The organism is Stutzerimonas stutzeri (genome assembly GCF_000952685.1).
GTDB lineage: Bacteria > Pseudomonadota > Gammaproteobacteria > Pseudomonadales > Pseudomonadaceae > Stutzerimonas > Stutzerimonas stutzeri_E.
In genome coordinates, this window is sequence record NZ_JYHV01000029.1 from 310,591 (window position 1) to 334,074 (window position 23,484).

Annotated in this window: 15 protein-coding genes; 6 read left to right on the forward strand and 9 right to left on the reverse strand. The window is 63.0% G+C overall.

The features are described from left to right. Positions 1-28: 28 nt before the first annotated feature. The 4 genes from UF78_RS16125 to fadD2 form a co-directional block, all read right to left on the reverse strand. Positions 29-1,633 carry a M28 family metallopeptidase gene (locus UF78_RS16125; RefSeq protein ID WP_045163214.1) on the reverse strand — a complete coding sequence of 535 codons (1,605 nt, stop codon included), beginning with the start codon at positions 1,631-1,633 and terminating at the stop codon, positions 29-31. A gap of 374 nt (positions 1,634-2,007) precedes the next feature. Next, complete coding sequence (locus UF78_RS16130) at positions 2,008-3,693, reverse strand: methyl-accepting chemotaxis protein (protein WP_045163215.1); 1,686 nt, start codon at positions 3,691-3,693, stop codon at positions 2,008-2,010. A 261-nt stretch (positions 3,694-3,954) separates the two neighbouring features. Continuing rightward, positions 3,955-5,643, reverse strand: a complete 1,689-nt coding sequence (gene fadD1 / locus UF78_RS16135; RefSeq protein ID WP_045163216.1) for a long-chain-fatty-acid--CoA ligase FadD1 — start codon at positions 5,641-5,643, stop codon at positions 3,955-3,957. 218 nt (positions 5,644-5,861) lie between these two features. Next, positions 5,862-7,550: a long-chain-fatty-acid--CoA ligase FadD2 gene (gene fadD2 / locus UF78_RS16140; protein WP_045163217.1), complete on the reverse strand. Its 1,689-nt coding sequence runs from the start codon at positions 7,548-7,550 to the stop codon at positions 5,862-5,864. Positions 7,551-7,826: 276 nt separating this feature from the next. Between fadD2 and UF78_RS16145 the strand changes: the two genes are divergently transcribed. Then, positions 7,827-8,297: a MaoC family dehydratase gene (locus UF78_RS16145; protein ID WP_045163218.1), complete on the forward strand. Its 471-nt coding sequence runs from the start codon at positions 7,827-7,829 to the stop codon at positions 8,295-8,297. Positions 8,298-8,679: 382 nt separating this feature from the next. Continuing rightward, a complete protein-coding gene (gene pulA, locus UF78_RS16150; RefSeq protein WP_045163219.1) occupies positions 8,680-11,799 on the forward strand; it encodes a pullulanase-type alpha-1,6-glucosidase in 3,120 nt (1,039 codons plus the stop codon). Between the two features lie 68 nt (positions 11,800-11,867). On the opposite strand, the gene ccoM is transcribed toward pulA, so the two are convergent. The 4 genes from ccoM to UF78_RS16165 form a co-directional block, all read right to left on the reverse strand. Next, positions 11,868-11,978, reverse strand: a complete 111-nt coding sequence (gene ccoM, locus UF78_RS23245; RefSeq protein ID WP_045163220.1) for a cytochrome c oxidase subunit CcoM — start codon at positions 11,976-11,978, stop codon at positions 11,868-11,870. Positions 11,979-12,202: 224 nt separating this feature from the next. Next, positions 12,203-12,364 carry a hypothetical protein gene (locus UF78_RS23025; protein WP_196298684.1) on the reverse strand — a complete coding sequence of 54 codons (162 nt, stop codon included), beginning with the start codon at positions 12,362-12,364 and terminating at the stop codon, positions 12,203-12,205. After that, positions 12,361-12,948, reverse strand: coding sequence for an alpha-ketoglutarate-dependent dioxygenase AlkB family protein (locus UF78_RS16160; RefSeq protein ID WP_230623677.1), 588 nt, complete (start codon positions 12,946-12,948; stop codon positions 12,361-12,363). Before UF78_RS16160 ends, UF78_RS23025 begins: the two co-directional genes overlap by 4 nt. A 31-nt stretch (positions 12,949-12,979) precedes the next feature. Then, entirely contained in the window at positions 12,980-13,279 is a 300-nt protein-coding gene (locus tag UF78_RS16165; protein WP_045163222.1) for a hypothetical protein, read from the reverse strand. A gap of 186 nt (positions 13,280-13,465) precedes the next feature. On the opposite strand from UF78_RS16165, the gene rapA reads away from it, so the two are divergent. Next, positions 13,466-16,315, forward strand: coding sequence for an RNA polymerase-associated protein RapA (gene rapA / locus UF78_RS16170; protein ID WP_045163223.1), 2,850 nt, complete (start codon positions 13,466-13,468; stop codon positions 16,313-16,315). A gap of 71 nt (positions 16,316-16,386) precedes the next feature. Here the strand turns inward: rapA and UF78_RS16175 are convergent, their stop codons facing one another. Continuing rightward, positions 16,387-20,781 carry a DEAD/DEAH box helicase gene (locus tag UF78_RS16175; protein WP_080890645.1) on the reverse strand — a complete coding sequence of 1,465 codons (4,395 nt, stop codon included), beginning with the start codon at positions 20,779-20,781 and terminating at the stop codon, positions 16,387-16,389. 121 nt (positions 20,782-20,902) lie between these two features. Between UF78_RS16175 and UF78_RS16180 the strand changes: the two genes are divergently transcribed. The 3 genes from UF78_RS16180 to egtB all read left to right on the forward strand — a co-directional run bounded on the left by UF78_RS16180 (position 20,903) and on the right by egtB (position 23,483). Further along, on the forward strand, positions 20,903-21,214 hold the full coding sequence (locus UF78_RS16180) for a hypothetical protein (protein ID WP_045163224.1): 312 nt from the start codon (positions 20,903-20,905) through the stop codon (positions 21,212-21,214). 30 nt (positions 21,215-21,244) lie between these two features. After that, positions 21,245-21,940 carry an SDR family oxidoreductase gene (locus UF78_RS16185; RefSeq protein ID WP_045163225.1) on the forward strand — a complete coding sequence of 232 codons (696 nt, stop codon included), beginning with the start codon at positions 21,245-21,247 and terminating at the stop codon, positions 21,938-21,940. Between the two features lie 247 nt (positions 21,941-22,187). After that, a complete protein-coding gene (gene egtB / locus UF78_RS16190; RefSeq protein WP_045163226.1) occupies positions 22,188-23,483 on the forward strand; it encodes an ergothioneine biosynthesis protein EgtB in 1,296 nt (431 codons plus the stop codon). Position 23,484: the final 1 nt, after the last annotated feature.

Sequence of the window (23,484 nt, forward strand, 5' to 3'; positions counted from 1 at the left end):
CCGGCTAGCCGGCGCGGCGCTCACGCGGTCAACGGATCCAGTGACCCCAACGCGACTTCTCCTGCGCCTTCTGCATGCGCAGGGTGCCGATGCCCTGCTCGGCCGCTGCGTCGATCTCGTCGTCGACCATCTTGGTCGACAGCGACAACCAGCTGGTGGCGAAGGCCAGGGCGTCACCATGCAATTCCAGCGCCTCGGTGGAGACGTTGCCGAGGTTGTCACACTCGCTGTGGTAGCACGGATCGTATGCCTGCCCAGCCGCACCGCCATAGAGCTGCGCCTGCTCTACGCTCTTGATGTCTTCAGCACCGGTGAACAGGCCACCAAAGGCGATGCCGTCATCGAAGAACTGCGCGTAATCGGAGCGGAAGTCGATCTCGGTCCCCTCCGACGGTGCGTTGCGCAACTGGAAGTAGGAGCGGAACAGGCGCTCGATCGCACCGGAGCCGGGCGGGCCCTGCAGGCCGAAATCGGAGCCATCGCCGTCATAGATGAAGTTGGCGTAGTTCGGCGAACCGATCATATCGACGTTGAGGTACGCCTTGATCTGCTGTTTCTCCTCCTCCGGTAGCTGAGTGACGTAGTAGGTCGACCCGACCAGCCCGGACTCCTCCGCGCCCCACCAGGCGAAGCGCACCTTGTTCAGCGGGTGCGCCTTGCTCATCAGCGTGGCCATTTCCAGCAAGGCGGCGCTACCGGAGCCGTTGTCATTGATGCCAGGTCCTTCGAAGACTGAATCCAGATGCGCACCGACCATCACCACGTTGTCCGGATTGCCGCGACGGGTCTCGGCCAGCACGTTGTAGGTCTCCGACTGCTCACGGATCACGTCGACGTTCATGCTCAGCTGAAGCCCCTCGGTCTGCGACCAGCTCACACCATTGTCATAGGTCGAGAACATCACCGGGATGCCGCCCTGATAGTCCTCGCCCAAGGTCGCGACCAGCAGATCCTTGCGGTCCTCGGTATCGCCCTGGTTGAAGATGATCGCTCCGGCTGCCCCAGCGGCGGCCGCATTGGTGGCCTTCTCGCCGAACGGACAGGTGCCGCGTTGCATCAGCGCAATGGCGCCCGCCGGGAAACCAGCGAAATCAGACGGCTCGCAGCCGCTGGTCGAGGTATTGCCCAGGCCGAGCGCCAGGTCCACCGGCACCACGGGCGCTGTGACATTGCCAGGATCGGTCTGGTCGGCGTAGGTGAAATCCTCCTCCCAGATGTACTGCACCGGCTGCGGCGTCACTGCCGCTAGCGCGCCCGGGCCTGCGGGATAGAACGCCAGGAACGGAAATGCCTGCACCCTGACCCGATAGCCGGCGCGCTCGAGAGTGCTGCGCACGTAATCCACCGAGGCTTGATAGCCAGACTGTCCGGAGGCGCGATTGCCGCGGTTCATTGACGCGATGTCCTGCAAATTCTCCAGGTGCTTCATCACGTTACCGGCCTGCATACAGCGCGGCAGACCGAGCGGCGTTCCCACCAGCAATGGTGATCGACAGATCCGAGAGTCGGGCTTGCCGGGCGACCAATAGTCATCGAACGCAGCGATCTCGGCGGAGGGTGCTGCCAAGGCTGCGGTGGAAGCGAATAAAGCGAAAGAAGCAACTACCCGACGTGCATTGTTTTTCTTCTGCATGGGTAACTCATCCTTGCAACGAGATTGATGGGCAGGCCGCAAAATGGCATGCGCCATCGTCCCCTACGGCACAGACGGCCGTTGAAAACGGAGCGAGCGACAGATATGGAGGCCAAGCCGGCTGCGTCGCGCACCGGCGCGCTGCAGTTGCTTACATCAGACGGCTTCAGCACGGCATAGGGAGGCGCGCTGGCATTCAACAGCCGCTAGAGCGGACGCGGCCATAGGGTCCTAGACCCGGGTTGTCTCGCTTCGGTTCGCGCCGTCGCGCCAGACGGCAGCACCGCCGGTCGGCTTGATGGAACCCGACGGAATTCTGCCGGCAGTTCTCGACAGACCAAGGCGGGCATTGCACCCGCCTCATCGATGATGGCTCAGATACGAAACTGGCCGACCAGACGCTGCAGACTCTCGGCCAGGCTATTGAGTTCGCGGGAGGTCTGGGCGCCTTCGGCGGCCTCCTGCGCCACGCCATCAACCGCATCGGCGATGTGATGAACGCTGCGATTGATCTCCTCGGCGACCGCAGTCTGCTCCTCGGCGGCGCTGGCGATCTGAGCGTTCATGGAGCTGATGGTGCCTATCAGCGCGGCAATCGCATCCAGCGACTCGCCCGCCTGGTTCGACTGGGCCCGGGTGCTTTCGCCCTGCTGCCCGGCGCGACCCATGCCGGTAACAGTCATTGCCGTGGTGTTCTGCAGACGGTCGACCATGCCCTGAATTTCGACCGTGCTCTGCTGGGTACGGCTGGCGAGCGCTCGCACTTCGTCGGCGACCACTGCGAATCCGCGGCCGGCCTCGCCGGCGCGTGCCGCTTCGATGGCGGCATTGAGCGCCAGCAGGTTGGTCTGCTCGGCGACCGCCCGGATCACGTCGAGAACGCCTACGATGCCTTCCACATCCTTCTGCAACCCGCCAAGCGATTCGCCGCTGTCACGCAGCTCGCCGACCAGAGCGTGGATCTGCTGAATGCTGCTGTCCACGGTTCGCTTGGCGCCCTGGCCCTGCTGATCCGCTTCCTGCGCCGCTTCGGCGGCGCGCTGTGCGCTCATTGCCACTTCCTGTGCAGCAGCCGACATCTCGTTGATCGCAGTCGCCACCTGATCGGTTTCATGGCGCTGTGCGGCCATCGCCTGCTCGGAACGTTGCGCCTGGCTGGCAACGCTGGCAACCAGCGTCGTCAGCTGGCCGGTGGTTTTCGAAACCTGCTGAACCAGGCCATGGATCTTTTCGACGAAGCGATTGAACGAGGAAGCCAGATCGCCCAGTTCGTCCTGGCTGGTAACTGGCAGGCGGTGGGTCAGATCGCCCTCACCGGACGCCATGTCATCGAGCTTGCCCTTTATCAGCATGAGCGGCCGTAGCAGCGTGCGGCTCGTGGCAGTTACCAGCACGGCGATCAGCACCAGCAGCGCGACGGCGGAGCCTAGCATGACGAACAGCAGTTCGTTGATGTCGTCCTGGAACGCTTTCCGAGCCGCCTGTACATCGCGCTCTACTCCGTCCAGATTGAGCGATGTGCCAAAGACCATGTTCCACTTCGGCAGATGCTCTGCATAGCCGATCTTCGGGACGAGCGTCGTGCTGTTGCCCAGCACAAAGCTGTAATCGACGTAACGGCTTCCATCCATACCGGCCCGGACGAGCTCACGGATGGCGTACTTGCCGCTGGGGTCACGATAGTCATAGAAGCTTTGCCCAATCTTGTCCTTGGTGTTGCCCTGGAGAATCCGCACGCTTTGTTCGTCGTAGCCCCAGAAATAGCCGTCCTTGCCGTAGGAGAGCGTTTCCAGAATGGCCACGGCGCGGTCTCGTGCTTCCTGGTCATCCGAGGCGGAGCTATCGTAGATGGGGGCGATCATCTTCCGGGCAAGCTGCACGTAGTTTTCCAGTTCCGCGCGGCGATCCCGAACGAGATTTTCACGCGTCTCTGCTTCCTGCTTGGCCGCCAGTTCTTGCAGCGTGAGCACGGATATGCCGCTGAGGAGTATCGCCAACAAGAGGATTGGACCTAATGCGAGGATGAGAAGCTTCGTTTGCAGACGTAATCTGGAGAGCATGAGCTGGACCTTGAGCAGAACTTAAAGGCGGCGAGAGCGCCTGTTTTTCGGCGCCAAATTTATCGCACCATCGAGGCTATCGGCTAGCTAGCGGCGTAATTGAGTCAACCAAGCAAATCTTCCCTCGAAGATGACGTAGGTCTTAACGCGCGCGAGACAGATCGCTCAAGCCAGAACAGACGGTAGGCGAGCCGGCCTCGAACGAGCGCACTGCTCCAAAAAAAAGCCCCGCCGAAGCGGGGCTCTCACTAGCCTGAGTCGTTACTTCTGGCCGAGTTTGCGCAACTCTTCGTCACGCAGTTCACGTCGCAGAATCTTACCGACGTTGGTGGTGGGCAGGCTGTCGCGGAACTCGACGGTCTTGGGACGCTTGTAACCGGTGACATTGTCGTGCATGTGCTGCATGACCTGCTCTTTGGTCAGGCTCTCGCCCGGCCTGACCACCACGAAGAGCTTGATCGCCTCGCCAGACTTGTCGTCCGGTACGCCAATCGCGGCACACTGCAACACGCCAGGCAGCGTGGCGAGCACGTCTTCCAGTTCGTTGGGATATACGTTGAAACCGGATACCAGAATCATGTCCTTCTTGCGATCGACGATGCGCATGTAACCGTCGTCCTGGATGATTCCGATGTCGCCCGTCTTCAGCCAACCCTGCTCGTCGAGCACTTCGGCCGTGGCTTCCGGACGCTGCCAGTAGCCCTTCATCACCTGCGGGCCCTTCACGCATAGTTCGCCAGTAGCGCCTATCGGCAGTTCGTTGCCATCCTCGTCGATGACCTTGCACTGGGTCGAGGGCATCGGGATGCCAATGGTGCCAATCTGAATGCCACCGAACGGATTGACCGACACCACCGGACTGGTTTCGGTCATGCCGAAGCCTTCGCAGATCGAGCAGCCAGTCACCTGCTGCCAACGCTCCGCCGCCGCCAGCTGCAATGCCATACCGCCGGAAAAGGTGGCCTTGAGCGCGGAAAAGTCCAGCTTACGGAAGCTCTCGTTGTTGCACAGCGCCACGAACAGCGTGTTGAGGCCGACGAAGCCGGTGAACCGATACTTACTCAGATCTTTGACGAAAGCCGGCAGGTCGCGCGGGTTGGTGATCAACACGTTGTGCGCGCCGATCAACATCATTGTCATGCAGTGAAAGGTGAACGCGTAGATGTGATAAAGCGGCAGCGGCGCGACCATGGTCTCGCAGCCACTGCCCAGCTCGGTGCCCATCAACCCACGACACTGCAGCATGTTGGCGACCAGATTGCGATGGGTCAGCATGGCGCCCTTGGCGACTCCGGTGGTGCCACCGGTGTACTGCAGCACGGCGATATCGTCACCGCTCGGGTTGGCCTCGCTCGGCACCTTGCCACGCCCAAGGGCCATGGCCTCGTTGTATTTGACCGCCTTGGGCAGATGGTAAGCAGGCACCATCTTCTTCACGTGCTTGACCACCGCATTGACCAGCAGTCGCTTGATGGTCGGCAGCATGTCGCCGACCTCGGTAATGACCACATGGCGAATGCCAGTCTTCGGCAACACGTCTTCGGCCAGGTGGGCCATGTTGGCCAGGCACACCAGCGCCTTGGCGCCGGAGTCGTTGAACTGATGCTCCATCTCCCGCGCGGTGTACAGCGGGTTGGTGTTGACCACGATCAGGCCGGCGCGCATGGCACCGAATACCACGATGGGATACTGGATCAGGTTGGGCAGCTGCACCGCGATCCGGTCGCCCGGTTGTAGATCGGTGTGCTGCTGGAGATAGGCGGCAAATTCGCCGGACAGCGTGTACAGCTCGCCGTAGGTCAGGGTTCTGCCGAGATTGCTGAAGGCCGGCTTGCCCGCGAACAGCTCGCAGGATTGTTTGAGCACAGCCTGGATGTTCCGGTATTCATCGGTATCGATCTCGCTTTCGACCCCGACAGGATATTTATCCTTCCAGAAGTTATCGGTCATGAAACCCCACTCCTAAGCGACAGCTTTACTGCATATGGCAGCTGTTTTGTTGTGTTTTGTTAACTTTTGTACGGCAGTTCCGCGCAAAAGGCGGGGCGAGGTTAGCAGTTTTGCAACAGCCCGAACAGTGGCTCCGAGTGATGCGAGCACACACAAAGTGACTGACAGGACAAATCCAGTCACTCAGTGCGAGCTTAGAGAGCCGTGTCTTGGCGGACTCAGGCCTGATCGCGCAGCTCCCTGCGCAGAATCTTGCCAACCGGGGACATTGGCAAGGAGTCACGGAACACGAAGTGCCGCGGCACCTTGTAACCTGTGAAATTCTCCCGGCAATAGGCTTGCAGCTCTTCGAGGGTCAGGCTGGGATCGCTACGGACCACAAACAGCTTCACCGCCTCTCCTGACTTCTCGTCCGGCACGCCGATCGTGGCACAAGCAGCGACCTTCGGATGAGCCATGACCACGTCTTCGATCTCGTTGGGATAGACGTTGAAACCAGAGACGATGATCAAATCCTTCTTGCGGTCGACGATGCGCACGAAGCCGTCCGGATCGATCACCGCGATGTCGCCGGTCTTCAGCCAGCCATCACTATCGAGTACTTCGGCGGTGGCTTCAGGCCGCTGCCAGTACCCCTTCATCACCTGCGGTCCCTTGACGCAGAGTTCGCCGCGCTCGCCCAACGGCAACTCGTTGCCCTCGTCGTCGATCACTTTGAGCGTCGTACCCGGTACCGGCAGGCCAACGGTGCCCAGACGCGACTGGTCGCCGTGCGGGTTGGCGCAGACCACCGGCGAACTCTCGGTCAGCCCGTAGCCTTCGGTCACGGTGACACCGGTCAAACTCTTCCAGCGCTCGGCCACCGAGGAGACCAGCGCGGTGCCACCCGAGTTGGTGCCCTTGAGCGCCGAAAAATCGATTTTCTTGAAGTCTCGATGCGACATGAGCGCAACGAACAACGTGTTCAGCCCGAGAAAGGCGGTAAAGCGCCACTTCTGCAGTTCTTTGACGAAGCCGTCGATGTCGCGAGGATTGGTGATCAACACGTTATGGTTGCCGGTCACCATCATGCACATGCAATTAACCGTGAAGGCGTAGATGTGATACAGCGGCAACGGCGCGATCATCACCTCTTGCCCATCCTTGATGAGCGGATGGCCGTCAGCGCCCAGTTGCTGCATGTTGGCATGGACCTGGCGCATGTTGGCCACCAAATTTCCGTGCGTAAGCATCGCGCCCTTGGCCACGCCGGTGGTGCCGCCGGTGTATTGCAGCACCGCGACGTCGTCGAGCGTCAACGGAACCGGCTTGAGGCTATGGCGTCCCCCCTCGGCGAGCACGTGTTTGAACGAAACGGCCTGGGGCAGGCTGTAGGCCGGGACCATCTTTTTCACATGCTTGACCACGGCATTGACCAGCAGCCCCTTGACCGGCGGCAGCATGTCGCCAATGTGCGCCTCGATAAGCACTTCGATGCTGGTATCGGGCAGCACTTCCTGCACCAGCTTGCCGAACGTATTCAGGTACACCAGCGCCCGTGCGCCGGAATCCTTGAACTGATGGCGCATCTCACGCGCGGTGTACAGCGGATTGGTATTGACCACGATCAGCCCGGCACGCAAGGCGCCGAAAACCGCGATCGGGTACTGCAACAGGTTGGGCATCTGCACCGCGATGCGATCTCCCGGTTGCAGATCAGTATGGTTCTGCAGCCAGGCCGCAAATGCGGCCGAGTAGCGTTCCAGGTCGGCGTAGCTGAACGTCACCCCCATGTTGCTGTAAGCAGGGCGGTTCGCATGGGTTTTGCAGGAGCGCTCGAACACCTCCACCACCGAGCGGAAGCCCCCCATATCCACATCGTCGGGCACACCGGCGGGACGCTTGTCGTTCCAGAAGTCAGGTTGCATTGTTATTGGCCTCGTTACCTGAGAGTGTCTGGCCCACTCGTCGCGGGCTGTGGCGAACTTAACAGCTCCGCATTGCAGAGCAATAGGTCGACCGTGTAAATCAGCGACGTGAATCTCGGCCCACGGCGGCAAAGCCAAAGCGAACCGGGACAACCGGCCTGCCGCCCTCTAGAATGCAGCCACCCAAGCGCCCTCCACGGCGTGCCCGTCATGGCCGTGCGGCAACCCCTGCCGCGACGGGGTTTTCCGTTTGTTATCGCATTCAGAGGTTTACGCATGAGTACGCTAAGCAACACACCCTACGCCGATCTGGAAGTCGGCCAGAAGGCCACGTACAGCAAGACGGTGGAAGAGCGCGACATTCAGCTGTTCGCCGCGATGTCTGGCGACCACAACCCGGTCCACCTGGACGCCGAATTCGCTGCCTCGACGATCTTCCGCGAGCGCATCGCCCATGGCATGTTCAGTGGTGCGCTGATCAGTGCCGCAGTGGCCTGCGAATTGCCGGGGCCGGGCACCATCTATCTGGGACAAACGATGCGCTTCGCCCTGCCGGTCAAGCTCGGCGACACCTTGACCGTGCGCCTGGAGATTCTAGAGAAACTGCCGAAGTTTCGCGTCCGCATCGCCACCCAGGTGTTCAACCAGCGCGACGAAATGGTCGTCGATGGCGAGGCCGAAATCCTCGCACCGCGCAAAGCGCAAACCGTCGAGATCAAAGCCCTGCCACCGGTCAGCATCGGCTGATACAGGGGACGCGCGCTCACTAGCGTCAGTTTTGGCCGACAAGCCCAGCGCTTGACGGCGACAGCCAATAGGCGCCTCCGCGGCGCCTTCCTTCTGCGCTCAGCCAGTAGAATCTCCGCGACGCAAGGTCTGCTCGCAACGCCTTCCCGCAGGCGTTGCATCCGCCGCATACCGTTCATGAACGGTCGATAGCTCGGTTTGTAGCAGTTGCGGCAGACAGTCGAGCGAACCAGCGAAAAACTAAGCCGGACGAATACCAGCAGAACGCTATTACGGCCCTCGGCTACGCCCCGAAAGCATCTTCCATGGAGGATGCGCACAGTCGGCCACGCACCGACCATCCCGCAAGCGGTACAACAAGAACAACACCGGGACCTCATCCATGCTCATACGCTCGATTGCTTATCGGCGCCTGGCGGCGCTCGTCCTCGGCGGCTTTTCGCTAGCCATCCAAGCGGCTTCGGCCGTGCCGCTCGACCCTGGCCCCGACGAGGCTCTGCTGTACTACCAACGGGCCGATGGCAACTATGCCGGCTGGGGTCCACATCTGTGGAACACGGCGAGCTGCGCCGGCAGCCTGAACGAGACGAGTTGGGATCAGCCATTGCCCGCCGCCGGTATCGACCCGGACCATGGCGCCTACTACCGCATCGCCCTCACCGCCGACGCCGGTTGCCTGAATCTGATCATGCACAAGGGCGACGAAAAGGATCTGGGTGGTGATGACCTGGTTTGGCGCTTCGACGAAATCGGTCGCCGCGCCTTTACCCTCAGCGGTAACGCACAGCTCTCCGGCACCCCCGTGAGCGGGCCCGCCGTGGCGATAAAGGGCGCCCGAGCCCACTGGCTCGACCCGTTCACCCTGGCACTCGTCGATGGCGCCCCCGACGCCAGCCGAATCGAACTGCGCTACTCCACCAGCGCCGACATTCGCATCGACAGTGAAACACGTACGGTCCGTGGCGGCACCGCGCTCGCACTGCAACCGGCGACCTTGCGCGAAGGCCTCAAACGCCAGCATCCACACCTGGCCGAGGCACCGGCGTTCCATCTCTCCGCCCATGCCCGCGACCTGCGGCGCGCCGTAATGAGCCAGCTGGTGGTGGTCACCTATGACGACGATGACAAGGTGCTCGACGCCACTGAAGTGCAAACGGCCGGGATTCTCGACCTGCTGTTCGCCTATAACGGCGAACTCGGTGCACGCGTCGATGCACGTGGCGTGTCCTTCACGCTCTGGGCACCCACCGCGCAGCGGGTGCGCCTGCATGTGTTCGACGAGGCCAAGCGCCTGTTGCCCGGTTATCCGAAGATCATGCGAGAACGTCTCGGCGTGTGGAGCCTTGACGGCCCGCGCTCCTTGGATCGGCAGTATTACCAGTACGAGGTCACGGCTTACCGGCCCAGTACCGGCAAGATCGAGACGACGCTGGTCAGCGATCCCTACGCTCTGAGCCTGTCGCGCAACAGCCAGTACGCTCAGGTCGTCGACCTGGACGCCGACGATCTCAAGCCCTCCGGCTGGGATGCGCTGCGCCCACCGCACCCGGCACGCCCCGAAGCGAGCGTGATCTATGAAACCCATCTGCGTGACTTCAGTGCCAGCGACGCCAGCCTGCCTGCCGAACTACGCGGGACCTACGGCGCCTTCACCCACCCGGACAGCAACGGTATGCGGCATCTGCGCGACCTGAAAAATGCCGGGCTGACCCACGTGCAGCTGCTGCCGGTATTCGATATCGCCACCATCGATGAAGACCCGACCCGCCGCGTCGACCTCGACGACCCGTTCGCCAAGCTTTGCGATCTGTCCACCCAGGCCCGTGAAAACTGGTCGCAATACTGCAGCGCCACGAGCATCCGCCTGGTGCTGCAAGGATTCGATCCGGCCAGCGGCCAGGCGCAAGCGCTGTATAACGACCTGCGCGCCCTGGACAACTTCAACTGGGGCTACGACCCCTTCCATTTCAGCGCACCTGAAGGCAGCTACGCCAGCGATGCCGAGGGCGCGCAGCGCATCATCGAATTCCGCCAGATGGTCCAGGCGCTCGCCAACGACGGCCTCGCCACGGTGATGGACGTGGTCTACAACCACACCAACGCATCAGGACTGACGGACAAGTCGGTGCTGGACAAGATCGTGCCCGGTTACTACCACCGCCGTAACCCATCCACCGGTGCCGTCGAAACCTCGACCTGCTGCGAAAACACCGCCAGCGAACACCGCATGATGGCCAAGCTGATGACCGATTCGCTGGAGGTCTGGGCACGCGACTACAAGATCGCCGGATTCCGCTTCGATCTGATGGGCCATCACCTACGCAAGAATCTGGTCGATGCGTACCGCGCGGTGCGCAAGATCGACCGAGACACCTATTTCTACGGCGAGGGCTGGGATTTCGGCGAAGTCGCCGGCAATGCCCGGGGCATCAATGCCACCCAGCTGAACATGGCCGGTACCGGCATCGGCACCTTCAACGATCGGCAGCGCGACGCGGTTCGCGGCGGCAGTCCCTTCGACAGCGGCGAAAGCATCCGGCGCAATCAGGGCTTCGCCAATGGCCTTTATGTGCTGCCGAACGAGCTGACCGGCGCCGGCGAGCAGGAAAAGGCGCAGCTGCTGCATGCCGCCGACCTGATCCGCGTTGGCATCGCCGGCGGACTGCGCGACTACCAGTTCGTCACCGCCGACGGCAGCACGCGCAGTGGTAGTCAGATCGACTACAACGGGCAGCCCGCCGGCTATACGCTCGACCCGCAGGAGACCATCAACTATGTCTCCAAGCACGACAACCAGACGCTATGGGACAACAACCAGTACAAGCTGCCGGTGGGTCTGCCCGTCGCCGACCGTGTCCGTCTGCAACTGCTGGCGTTGTCCGTGCCGCTGTTCAGTCAAGGCGTGCCCTTCATTCACCTCGGCTCGGATATCCTCCGTTCCAAATCCATGCAACGCGACAGCTACGACTCGGGCGACTGGTTCAATGCGGTGGATTTCAGCTACCAGGACAACAATTGGAACAAGGGCCTGCCGCGGGCCGATAAGGATGCTGACAACTGGCCGCTGGTCCGCCAAGTCATCGCCAACCCCCATACCAAGCCGAGCGCCGTGAACATAGTCGCGGCCAAGCGGCGCTTTCTGGAACTGCTGAAGATCCGGAGCGACAGCCCGCTGTTTCAGCTCGACAGCGCGCGCGAGGTGCAGCGCCGTTTGCGTTTTCACAACACAGGTCCAACGCAGCAGCCGGGTGTGATCGCCTTCAGCCTGGCCGATGGCCCTGGCGACGGCCGCGATCTCGACCGGCGCTACCAGGCGCTGATGGTGGTGTTCAACGCCTCTGCAGAGCGGGTTCGCCTACCTGGCGCTGACGGCTACCAGCCGCATCCGGTACAGCGGGATTCAAGCGACCCGATCAGCCGTCAAGCCAGGGTCGTCGCTGGCGAGTTCGAGGTACCGCCGTTCACCAGCGCCGTATTCCTGCAACCCCAACGCCGTCGTTGATTCACAGGCAAAAAAAAAGGGCGACCTAAGTCGCCCAAATGCCTTGCGTGCTCTGTCTATCTGCGGAATCACTGCTTTTTGTGTGCATCCCGCCAGATGAAATATCCGAAACCGCCGAGGAAGGCGACCATCAGGCCGACCGTGACCACCCCTGCGAGCACCACATTATCGACGAACATGATTCCTGCCTCCCAAGCCGTTGTGCTGTCTGATGGCTGCATAGTCGTCCTCTCCCGCCAATAAAAAATTGACCGACGTCAATAGGCCCCAAGCCGACGGCAAAAGGCATCGCGGAAGCTGATCTGAGTCAAAAAAACGGAGGGGATCGGAGGGAGCTACGGAGGGCGCGACAGCATCGAACCGTCGCGGTGAGGCTTGGAGCGGCGCCTGGTTATGAGGCCTGTCAGCGCTTCTTCGGCTTGGTCTTGGACTTCTTCTTCGGCTTGGCTAGCGGCAGCGCCTGCTCGAACGCCTCACGCATCTCGGCAAGGCGCTTCTCCTTGATGTCGTGGATACGCTTTTCACGTTCGGTGCTGAGGTCGATCAGCTTTACTTCATGGCTCATACGGCTGGCTCGCAAGTGATCTGACGGTATGTCAGGTTGAGGCGCGGTTCGGTTACCTTGCGCGTCCTGGCGATCTGATGTTGCCAATAATGCTGCGTCGGTCCGCCCATGACCAGTAGCGATCCATGCTCGAGAGCGATTGAGTGCTGGATACGGCTGGCACCCTTGCGACGGAAATCGAAGCGCCGCGTCGCGCCCAGATTGAGCGAGACCACCAGCGGTTCCGAACCCAGTTCCGGCTCGTCGTCGCTGTGCCAGCCTATCGCGTCCTGGCCGTTGCGATAAAGATTGAGCAGCACGCCATTCATGTCCCGGTCAACCTCTCGCTGCACCTGCTGGCGAATCTCGGCCAGCAAAGGCGTCCAGGATAATGGATCGTGGATCAGACCCGAGTAACGCAGGCGCGCGCCAGGGTCGCCGTACCAGGCGACCAGCCGGGGCATGGCGAAGCGACGGCCATATAGCTTGAGCTCGGGTTGCGACCAGGGCGTTTGTACCAGCAGCTCTTCCAGCCACTGATCGGCGGTTTCTGCACTGATCCATTGTGGCAGGTAGCGCAGATCGGCCTGCGGCAGGTCGTTCATTGGATCGCCGTTGTGCTCAGCAGGCGGCTCGTCATACCTCGACATCAACCCACAGACCTTGGCGTGGCAGCTCCTCGAGTGCGTCCTGATCCTCTTCGGCAGTCTCGCCTTCGGCCAGTTCCTGCGGGCTGTAACCACGCCGACGTTGCCGCCTACGCTGTTCGTCGCGCAGCATCTGTTCGGCTTCTTGCGGGTGTCGCCGATCGAGCCCCACCGAACTTTCATTGGCGCTTGGCTGCACCGGAGCTACCGGGGCCACCTCCGGCCGCGGTTTGACCACATCCTGTTGGGCGGTAACCTGAACGGTGCCCGGTGGAATGATTGGCAGCATCTGTGCTCTCCCATGAGCAGCCCCAAGTTCGATCGGTGTCTTTATGCGGGCTTGCACCAGTTGATCGGCTGAATTGCGGTCGACTTTAACAGCAACGCTACACTGCCTATCGAATCGGCATCTGTCGTCGCTCTATCGGCAGGGTTCCGTTACCATAGCGCGCTTTTTTCACAGGCGGGAGGCAGCATGGCGCAGCAGTATCTACCGGGGCAACGCTGGATCAGCGACAGCGAAGCGGAACTCGGTCTGGGAACCATCCTCATGCAGGATGGGCGGATGCTCACCGTGCTCTACCCGGCGACCGGCGAAACCCGCCAATACGCCGCACGCAGTGCCCCGCTGACCCGCGTGCGCTTCGTTCCCGGTGATGAAATCACCCATTTCGAAGGCTGGAAGATGACCGTGCGCGAAGTCGACGACGTCGACGGGCTGCTGGTCTATCACGGTCTGACCGCGCAGAACGAAGCCCGTACTCTGCCGGAAACCCAGTTGTCGAACTTCATCCAGTTCCGCCTCGCCAGCGACCGCCTGTTCGCTGGCCAGATAGACCCGCTGAATTGGTTCAAGCTGCGTTACCACACACTGGAAAATCAGAGTAAACAGCTGACCTCTTCACTTTGGGGCCTGGGCGGCGTGCGCGCGCAACCCATCGCGCACCAGTTGCACATCGCCCGCGAAGTCGCCGACCGCATCGCCCCGCGCGTGCTGCTGGCCGACGAAGTGGGTCTGGGCAAAACCATCGAAGCCGGCCTGGTGATCCATCGCCAACTGCTGTCGGGGCGCGCCAACCGCGTGCTGATCCTGGTTCCGGAGAACCTGCAGCATCAGTGGCTGGTGGAAATGCGTCGCCGCTTCAATCTGCAGGTCGCGCTATTCGACGACGAGCGCTTCATCGAGAGCGATGCCAGCAACCCGTTCGAAGACACTCAGCTGGCTCTGGTCTCGCTGGAATGGCTGAAGGACGACGAACGTGCCCAGGACGCCGCCTTCGCTGCCGGCTGGGATCTGCTGGTGGTGGACGAAGCGCACCACCTGGTCTGGCATCCGGAAGATGCCAGCGCCGAATACAAGCTGGTCGAACAGCTGGCCGAAGTGATTCCCGGCGTCTTGCTGCTGACCGCGACGCCCGAGCAACTGGGCCAGGAAAGCCACTTCGCCCGCCTGCGCCTGCTCGACCCCAACCGTTTCCACGATCTCGAAGCCTTCCGTGCCGAAAGCGCCAGCTACCAGCCGGTCGCCCAGGCGGTACAGGAGCTGCTCGACGAGGGCCGCCTGTCACAGGAAGCGCACCAGACCATCCACGATTTCCTCGGAGCCGAAGGCGAAGCGCTGCTCGCTGCGGCCACCGACGGCGACATCGAAGCCAGCAGCCGATTGATCCGCGAACTGCTCGACCGCCACGGCACCGGCCGCCTCTTGTTCCGCAACACCCGCGCCGCCGTACGCGGCTTCCCCGAGCGCCAGCTGCATCCTTATCCGCTCCCCTGCCCGGCCGAATATCTGGAGCTGCCACTGGGCGAGCATGCAGAGCTGTATCCGGAAGTCAGCTTCCAGACCCAGCAGGAAGTACCCGATGCGCAGAATCGCTGGTGGACGTTCGACCCGCGTGTCGAATGGCTGATCGACACCCTGAAGATGCTGAAGAAATTCAAAGTGCTGGTTATCTGCGCCCACGCCGAGACCGCGCTGGATCTCGAAGACGCTCTGCGCGTGCGCTCAGGCATCCCCGCTACCGTGTTCCATGAAGGGATGAGCATCCTCGAGCGCGACCGCGCCGCCGCCTACTTCGCCGACGAGGAGTTCGGCGCGCAGGTGCTGATCTGCTCCGAGATCGGCAGTGAAGGCCGTAACTTCCAGTTCGCCCATCACCTGGTGCTGTTCGATCTGCCGTCTCACCCCGACCTGCTGGAACAGCGCATCGGTCGTCTCGACCGGATCGGTCAGGCGCACATCATCCAGCTGCACGTGCCCTATCTGGAAACCAGCCCGCAGGAACGCCTGTTCAAGTGGTATCACGAAGCGCTGAACGCCTTCCTCAACACCTGCCCCACCGGCAACGCCCTGCAGCATCAGTTCGGCCCGCGCCTCCTGAACCAGTTGGAGGAAGGTGACGACGACGAATTCCAGAAACTCATCGACGAAGCCCGCGCCGAGCGCGAGCGGCTGGAAGCCGAGTTGCACGCCGGCCGTGACCGTCTGCTGGAGCTCAATTCCGGCGGTGGCGAACAGGGCAAGGCGCTGGTCGAAGCCATCGAGGAGCAGGACGACCAGTTCGCCCTGCCGATCTACATGGAAGAACTGTTCGACGCCTTCGGCATCGACAGCGAAGACCATTCCGAGAACGCGCTGATTCTGCGTCCCAGCGAAAAGATGCTCGACGCCAGCTTCCCGCTGGGCGACGACGAAGCCGTGACCATCACCTACGACCGCGAGCAGGCACTGGCGCGCGAAGACATGCAGTTCCTCACCTGGGAACATCCCATGGTGCAGGGCGGCATGGACCTGGTGCTGTCCGGCTCCATGGGCAACACCGCGGTGGCGCTGATCAAGAACAAGGCACTCAAGCCCGGCACCGTCCTGCTGGAACTCTTGTTCGTCAGTGAAGTGGTGGCGCCGCGTGCGCTGCAGCTCAATCGCTTCCTGCCGCCGCTGGCGTTGCGTTGCCTGCTGGACTCGAACGGCAACGACCTGGCACCCAAAGTCGCGTTCGAGACGCTGACCGATCAGCTGGAAAGCGTCCCGCGGGCCAGCGCCAACAAATTCATCCAGGCCCAGCGCGATGTATTGGCGGTGCAGATTTCCGATGCCGAAGCCAAGATCGCCCCGCGTCATAGCGAGCGTGTCGCCGAAGCGCAGCGCAAGCTCAAGGCCAGTCTCGACGAAGAGTTGGCGCGCCTGACCGCGTTGCAGTCGGTCAATCCGAGCGTGCGCGACAGCGAGATCGAAGCTCTGCGCAAGCAGCGTGAAGAAGGCCTGACGATGCTGGAAAAAGCCGCACTGCGCCTGGAGGCAATTCGGGTGCTGGTCGCCGGCTGATTCAGGCCTGGAGGGTCCGGAAGGCCGGTTGCGAGCGCTCGCAGCCGGCCTTTTCGTTGGCAGCCTCGCACCTAACGGCGCGTCACCGCGAGCAGTTGCCGCGCCTTGCGCTGATCGTCTTCGTCGAGTTCCGCCAGCAGCTCCGGTTTGCCGGCGATCAACCAACCCAGCGGGACACCGTCGCGATAGAGAATTCGATTGCCCGCCATCGCTGGCACGCGATCACCCGGCAGTAAGGTCCCGACCTGATTCAGCGGGTCGACCGCTGAGACCGCGATCATTTCCCCTGACGTTGGCCGCTTGCGGATTTCGCGCAGCAGACCGACGGCCTCCGGCAACGCGAACTGTTCGCCAGGCAGGCCGGTAACGAAGCGACCGCCCCGAATTTCGCCACGCGCCTCGAGCCGGTGGTAAACGCGCAGCAGGTCACGCCACGGCGGCAACCAGTCCGCTTCGCGATCCAGCAATCGCCAGAACACCACGCCGTAACGGCGCAGCAGCACCATGGCGATGTGTTCCAAGGCGTCAGGATCGAATGATCGGCGTAGCGGCGTGGGATCGACCATCGGAGCGGGTCCCTTGCGTACCAGCGCCCAGCGCCCCGCATCGGCCATACCGCCGATGAACGCGCCGCCGCGGCTCTGTCGCGTAGCGCGCGGACGCTTGGCCGCCGGCGCCAACAACGCGCGCAGGCCCGCGAAGCTGTCGGCATTGACCAATCCCACGGCGACCAGCTCGCCGAGCGCATCCTCCAACTCGCTACGTAGCAGATGCGCCTCGTGTTGCAGCTCGTCGAAGAACAGTGCGCCCTGCGCCTGCAATGTCTCGAACACCCGCTGCGCGCGTGACGACAGTTCTGGCTGCGGTGCTTCGCTGGCCAGCGCATGCCAGGCGGGCAGATGCCGGCGCGGCAGCAAGACGATCGGTGTACCGCGCACAGGACCGCTGCTGGCCTTGATACGTCCGGCCAGACGGGTCCAGACGATACGCCCGGCACGACAGAGTTCGTCCAGCCAGGTGCCGCCGTAGTCGTGCAACCGTGCAGGCAATAGTTCGCTTTCCCAGGCCCCGGCGGCGGCCTGGAAGCCTTCAAGCTGCTCGACCACGGGGCCGAGCGCGTCACGCCCCTGCATTCGTGTCGCGTCGGAAAGATGCTGCCAGTCGAATAGAAACCGCATGAAATCGGCGCGCTCCACCGGCTCGATCTCGCGGCGCAGGCGCTTGACCGTGTAGCGGTGGATGCGCGCCAGCAAGTGCCGCTCGCACCATTCTTCCTCGCTTGCCCCTGGCGTGAAGCGACCGCGCAGCACATAACCTTCGGATTCCAGTCGAGTCAGCGCCAGCGCTACGGCCGACGCCGGCAAGGCCAGCGGCCTGGCGATCAGCGGGACCGGCAAGGGGCCGAAGCCGGTCAGTCGCGCACGGATCAGCTCGACCAATGCGTCTTCTTCGCTCGACAGCTGGTCGAAGCCTGGCAATGGCGTCAGGGCCGGCTCGCAACGAGCGCCGGGGTAGATCGACTGCAACAGCGCCAGGCGCTCGATGGGCAGCCAGAGCGCGCGATCCTGCGCGACCTGCATGCGGGTCGCGCGTCCGCCACGGGCCAGTTCGCTCAACCAGGCAGGCCACTGCGAATCGGCCTGCGTATCGGCTTCGGCCAGGCAACCCAGCCCCATCAGCGCTTCGTGCAATTCGTCCAGATGGCGCGCCTGTGGCCAGGCCTCCTCACGTACCGCGTCGATGGCTGCGGCGTCCAGTGCACCGAGGTCGGCGCTGGACTCAGGATCGGTCCAGCGCCGATTGAGCACCGCCTGGGTGCGGCGCTCTTCCAGCGGTGCATCATCGAGGAAGGCATAAGGGCGCGCGCCGAGCACTTCCATTGCCAACGGTGATGGCGTCGGCAGGTCGCGCGCCAAGATTTCGATCTCGCCGTTTTCGATGCGCCGCAGCAGAGCCAGCCAGCCCTTACTGTCCATGGCGTCATGCAGGCAGTCATCCAGCGTCTGCGCCACTAGCGGATGCTCGGGAATCTCGCGCTCGCCGACGATGTTTTCCAGGCAGGCCACCTGATCGGGAAAGACCGTGGCGAGCAGGTCTTCACTTTTCATCCGCTGCAGCTGCGGCGCCACCTTGTGTCCTCCCGCCATCCGGGGCAACGCCAACGCGGTGGTGGCGTTCCAGCGCCAGCGCACGCCGAACAGCGGTGCATCGAGCAGTGCCTGGATCAGCACGCCTTCGGCGCTATTGGAGTGCAGGTACCGCCACACCTCCTCAAGCGGAAAGCTGTGACTGGTGGACAACGAGAGGATAATCGCGTCCTCGGTCGCGGCGGCTTGCAGTTCGAAGTTGAAGGTGCGACAGAATCGCTTGCGCAACGCCAAGCCCCAGGCGCGGTTGATCCGGCTGCCAAACGGCGAATGGATGACCAATTGGGTTCCGCCGGACTCATCGAAGAAGCGCTCCATGATCAGCCGCTGCTGAGTCGGCAGCGCGCCCAGCGCGGAACGCGAGCGCGCCAGGTATTCGACGATCTGCCGAGCGGCGGCGTCCGGCAGGTCGAGGGAGTCGGTGAGCCAGTCGATGGCGAGCTGAAGCCGTCCGCCAGTTTCTACAGGCGTCAGCTCGCCGGCCAACGCCGAGGCCGACTCATACTCGTGAGCCTGCTCGCGCCTGCAGGCTTCGGCGGCGCCCAGACGCGCATCGATCTCGCCGCGCAGCCTCGCCACCGCCAACGACAGCTCATCGCTGCGCCCTGGCGCCTCACCCAGCCAGAACGGGATGTTCGGCGGCTGGCCTTGGGCGTCCTCGACCCGGACCCGCCCGGGCTCGATCCTGATGATGCGATAGGCGGTATTGCCCAGCTGAAACACGTCGCCGGCCAGGCTCTCCACGGCGAAATCCTCGTTCACCGTGCCGATGTTGAAGCCCTGCGGCTCGAGCAGCACCGCGTAATCGGCGTTGTCGGCGATGGTTCCGCCGGAGGTCAGCGCCGTCAGCCGGCTGCCGCGCCGGCCACGCAAGCTATGGTTGACCACATCACGATGCAAATAGGCGCCTCGCGCACCATGGCGGGTGGTGTAACCCTCGGCGAGCATAGTCAGCAAAGCCTGATAGCGCGCCTCGCCGAGGGTCGCGTAGGGCATCGAACGTCGGATCAGCGCCAGTAGTTCATCCTCGGTCCATTCACGGCAGGACACCTCGGCGATGATCTGCTGCGCCAGTACGTCCAGCGGCGCGTCTGGGACCACCAGCCTATCCAGTTCACCGCGACGCACGCTGTCGAGCAAGGCGGCGCATTCGATCAGGTCGTCGCGCGAGCTGGGGAACAATCGCCCTTTGGAGACGCCAGCGACCTGGTGTCCAGCCCGACCGACACGTTGCAGAAAGGCGGCGATCGAGCGCGGCGAACCCAACTGGCAGACCAGCTCGACATCGCCGATATCGATGCCCAGCTCCAGCGATGCGGTAGCAATCAGCACGCGCAGTTCGCCTCGTTTGAGCCGCTGTTCGGCGTCCAATCGCTGTTCGCGCGCCAGGCTGCCATGGTGCTCAGCCACCACCGCGTTGCCGAGGCGCTCGCTGAGATGCCGCGCGGCGCGCTCGGCCATGCGGCGCGTGTTGACGAAGACCAAGGTGGTGCGATGCTCGCCAGCCAACGCCGCCAGCCGGTCGTAAACCAGTGCCCATACGTCGTTGCTCATCACCGCTTCCAGCGGCACCGGTGGCACCTCCAGCGCCAGGTCGCGCGCGCGACCATGACCGATATCGACGATTTCGCAGCGGCGCCCGACACCAACGAGAAAATCGGCCACCGCTTCAATGGGCTTCTGTGTCGCCGACAGACCGACCCGCACCAGCGGGCGCCCGCAGAGCGCTTCGAGCCGCTCCAGTGACAAGGCGAGGTGACTGCCACGCTTGTTGCCAGCAATCGCATGAATCTCGTCGACGATCACGCTGCGCACACCCGCCAGCATCTGCCGGCCGGATTCGGAGCCTAGCAGCACATAGAAGGATTCCGGGGTGGTCACCAGGATATGCGGGACCCGCTTGCGCATGGCCGCGCGCTCGGCTTGCGGGGTATCGCCTGTGCGCACGGCCGTCCGGATTTGCAGCGTCGGCAGGCCGAGTCGCTCCAGCTCGGCGGATATTCCTGACAGCGGCTGCTCGAGATTCAGATGGATGTCGTTGGACAGCGCCTTGAGTGGCGACACGTAGAGCACCGCCGTTTCGTCCGGCAGGCCACCTTCGTCCAGGCTCTGTTTGACCAGCTGATCCAAGGCCGCGAGAAAAGCCGTCAGGGTCTTGCCCGAGCCGGTTGGCGCCGCAACCAGGGTCGACTGGCCGGAACGGATCAGCGGCCATGCACGCGTCTGGGCCGGGGTCGGAGCAGCGAAGCTGCGGTTGAACCAGCCGGCAACCGCCGGGTGGAAAGCGGCCAGCGGGTCGTAGTCAGAGATCGGTTTCATGCTCCGAATATGCTGCCGCCGCGGCTCGGCTACAAGAGCGAGCAAGCGCAGCCCGTCGCCTGCCGGAAACGGCGGCTCGCCGCGGCGGTCCACTTCAGACAGTCAGACGACGGAGAACGCCATGAGAACCCCACCACTGAATCTCGACGATGCGATGCAACTGGTCAGCGAAGCCTTCCTTCCATGCGGCTGCGTGACCAGTGCCAACCCGGACGAAGACAGTTTCGGCTTTACCGTCATGTCCGGCAGCGGCATCGAAGTGCTGCGGGTGCCCAGCGTGTCCAGGGAGCAATACAGCAACCCGCAACATCTGGGCAGCGTCATCGAGCAGGCGCGACTGGAGGTTGAGGACAAGGATCATCGACTCGAACCCTGGACCATGCCGGTGCTCGCTGATGACACCGGCATTCCGGAAACGCCACCGAACTACTGAAGCCTTTAGCAGCCACCGAGCGAGGATGACATGAGCGACTCCGTTCTTCTGATTACCGGCGCGTCCTCCGGGATCGGCGCGGCCACGGCCCGACTGGCCGCCGAGGCGGGTTATCGCGTGGCGCTGGCGGCGCGCTCCGAACAGAAGCTCGCGCAATTGGTGAGCGATCTCGGCGGGTCGGCGCGCGCGCTGGCGATCCGCTGCGACGTCAAGGAATACGGAGACCAGGAGGCCATGGTGCAGCAGGTGCTGGACCATTTCGGACAGCTCGATGCGGTCTACGCCAACGCCGGCATACCGGGCAGCGAGGGTGGCTTCAGCGGTGCCGACCCTGAAGTGTGGCGTGAGATGTTACTGACCAACGTCTATGGCGTCGGCCTGACCCTACGCTGCAGTCTCGAGGCGCTCAAGGCCAGCCATGGTCACCTGCTCCTGACCGGCTCCGCCGCCGGGCGTTTCGTCATTCCCGGCTCGATGTACAGCGCCAGCAAGTGGGCGATCACCGGGATGGGGCTGAGCGTGCGCGAAGAATTACGCGGCACCGGCGTGCGGGTCACGCTGATCGAGCCGGGCATGGTCGACACACCGTTGTTCGACAAGCCGCCCGCCTATGCCCTGCAGCCCGAGGACATCGGCCGGGCAGTGGTTTACGCGCTCTCGCAGCCAGCACATGTGGATATCAACGAGATGCTGATCCGGCCTACCCCGCCGATCGAAAACCGGTAGCCGACGGAGCGTAGAGGCCCAACGAGCGTGCCAAGGCGTCTCGTCTGTTCGTTCGGCGTGTTTTTTAGCAAATGGTCGTCAGCACCTTTCGCAATCGGATGCGTGCTGCTGTCATCAAAGGCGGCGTTAACCCATGCAAGGCTCTCGCAGTAGCAGAAACTTTTGCGCCTCGCTTCGGGTCGCTATAGCAGAGCCTCCCGGCCGTTCCAGGCGCTGAACATTCGGGTATCGAACAAGGGGGAAGCCCATGGGCAACCTGGCCGAACAGCCAAAACAGCAACCGGCGCTCGCCGAGCTGGACTATCTGCTGCAGCGCTACCGACAAGTGCGTGCCACCAGCGAGGCGATCTGCGCACCCTTGCAGACCGAAGACTACGTGATCCAGAGCATGCCCGACGTCAGCCCGCCGAAATGGCATCTGGCGCACGTCAGCTGGTTCTTCGAGGCCTTCCTGCTCAAGCCCTATCTTGCGCGCTACAAGCCGCTCGACACGACCTATGACCATCTGTTCAATTCCTACTACGAAACGCACAGCACGCCCTTTCCCCGAGCCCAACGCGGTCTGATCTCACGGCCCGGTGTGGATGAGGTGTATCGCTTCCGCCAGCATGTAGACCGTGCCATGGACGAACTGCTGGCCAATCCTCCACAGCAGCATGCCGCCGAGATCCTGCGCCGGGTGGAACTGGGCTTGCAACACGAACAGCAGCATCAGGAACTGCTGCTGATGGACATCAAACACATCCTGGCGCAGAACCCCTTGCACCCGGTTTACCGGAGCGACCTGAAGTCGGCGCCGACACTGCACAACGACCGTCTCCGCTGGCACGACTATGCCGGTGGCGTGCGCCACATCGGCCACGCCGATAGCGGCTTCGCCTTCGATTGCGAGACACCGCGGCATCGGCAGTTCCTTGAGGATTTCCGGTTGGCCGATCGGCCGATCAGCAACCGAGAGTATCTGTCGTTCATCGCCGATGGCGGTTATGCCCGCAGCGAGCTCTGGTTGTCTGATGGCTGGGCGCAAATCCAGCAGTGCGGCTGGCACGCGCCGCTGTACTGGCAGCGCCTGGACGATGCCTGGCATGAGATGACCCTGGGCGGCCTACGACCACTGGATCTGGAGGCGCCGGTCTGCCACGTCAGCTTCTACGAGGCCGATGCTTACGCACGCTGGGCCGGCGCCCGGCTTCCCAGCGAGGCCGAGTGGGAAGTCGCGGCGACGGACCAGCCACTGCGCGGCAATTTTCTCGAGAGCGACCATCTACAGCCAGTCGCGGCGAACACGCCCAATGAAGGGCCGGCGAAACTGTTCGGTGATGTCTGGGAATGGACTGCCAGTGCCTACCGCCCCTACCCCGGTTTCCATCCTTTGGAAGGCAGCCTGGGCGAATACAACGGCAAATTCATGTCCGGCCAGATGGTCCTGCGCGGCGGCTGCTGCGCTACGCCGGAAGCCCATATCCGCGCCACCTACCGCAACTTTTTCCAACCGGCCATGCGCTGGCAATTCGCCGGGCTGCGCCTGGCCAGGGAGCTATGAC